Here is a 1,353-nt window from a genome sequence, read left to right as displayed (position 1 = left end):
CGAGGCCGACGCTGGTGAGGAGTTCCTGGGCGTGTTTGGCGGATTGTTTTTTGTCGGCGCGTTTGACCAGGACGGGTCCGGCCATGACGTTTTCGCGGGCGGTCATGTTGGGGAAGAGGTTGAAGGACTGGAAGACCATGCCGACGCGGGTGCGTTGTTGGGCGAGTTTTTTGGGTGGTAGGGCGTGGTAGGCGGTGTCGGTTTCGTAGTAGCCAAAGTCTTCGCCGTTGACTTTGAGGATGCCCGAATCGACGGTTTCGAGGCCGTTGATGCAGCGTAGGAGGGTGGATTTGCCGGAGCCGGAGGGGCCGATGATGCAGCAGATTTCTCCGCTGGCGATGTCGAGGTCGACGTCTTTGAGGACTGTTTTGGGTCCGAAGGATTTGCGGATTTTTTGGGCGTGGATGGTGCCGTCAGCGTTCATCGTGCGATGCCTTCCGGTGCGGTGAGTGTCACTTTGCGGGCTTTGCGGGGGATCCGGGCGGAGGTGTGGGAGTATTTTTGTTCGAGTTTTGATTGTGGGTAGCTCAGGAGCATGGTCATGACCAGGTACCAGAGGCTGGCGACGATGAGCAGGGGGATGGTTTCGTAGGTGCGGGCGTAGATGAGCTGGGCGCTTTGGAGTAGTTCGGCGACGCCCAGGACGGAGACCAGGGAGGTGCCTTTGAACATTCCGATGACTTGGTTGCCGGTGGCGGGGATGATCGAGGGCATGGCTTGGGGGATGATGACTTTGCGCATTTTCATGGCTCCGCTCATGCCCAGGGAGTCGGCGGCTTCGATTTGGCCTTTGCCGACTGAGGAGAATCCGCCGCGGATGATTTCGGCCATGTAAGCGGCTTCGTTCAGGGTCAGGCCGATCAGGGCTGCGGTGATCGGGCCCATGAGGGCGTTGGTGTCGATCGCGGTGCCGATGTCGGTGAACGGGATGCCGATGCTGAGGTTCGGGTAGAGGGCGGAGAGGTTGAACCAGAAGATCAGTTGGACCAGGACCGGGGTGCCGCGGAAGATCGTGATGTAGACCCCGGCGAGGGCGGCGATGGGTTTGATGGTGGAAGCCCGCATGATGGCCAGGCCCAGTCCGAGGAGGGTGCCCAGGGCCATGCTGGCCACGGTGAGGAAGATGGTGAGCATCAACCCGCGGAGGATGGATTCGTGCGTGAAGTACTTCGCTACGACATCCCACTTGAAATTCGGATTGGTCGCGACCGAACTGATGACGCCGATACCAACCAGGATGCACACGACCCAGGAAACGTACTCAAACGTGCTGCGCCGCTTCAACCGCGGCTTCAACGCCGAATCCAACCCGCTCATCACATTGCTTCTTTCCATCATCACTTGCTTCATCGG

The 1,353-nt window shown here is 59.6% G+C and carries 2 protein-coding genes; both read right to left on the bottom strand.

Features of this window, described 5'->3' with window-relative positions; translation table 11 throughout:
* Nucleotides 1–424 (bottom strand): ATP-binding cassette domain-containing protein (locus ACIQTW_RS21800; protein WP_402941624.1); only part of this gene is annotated, 424 nt, incomplete at its 3' end.
* A partial coding sequence (locus ACIQTW_RS21795) for an amino acid ABC transporter permease (RefSeq protein WP_402941621.1) occupies nt 421–1,353 on the bottom strand: 933 nt, incomplete at its 5' end. The genes ACIQTW_RS21795 and ACIQTW_RS21800, both read right to left, overlap by 4 nt.

The organism is Paenarthrobacter sp. NPDC090517, from assembly GCF_044769165.1.
Classification (GTDB): Bacteria; Actinomycetota; Actinomycetes; order Actinomycetales; family Micrococcaceae; genus Arthrobacter.
This window is presented reverse-complemented; position numbering and strand designations above follow the sequence as displayed.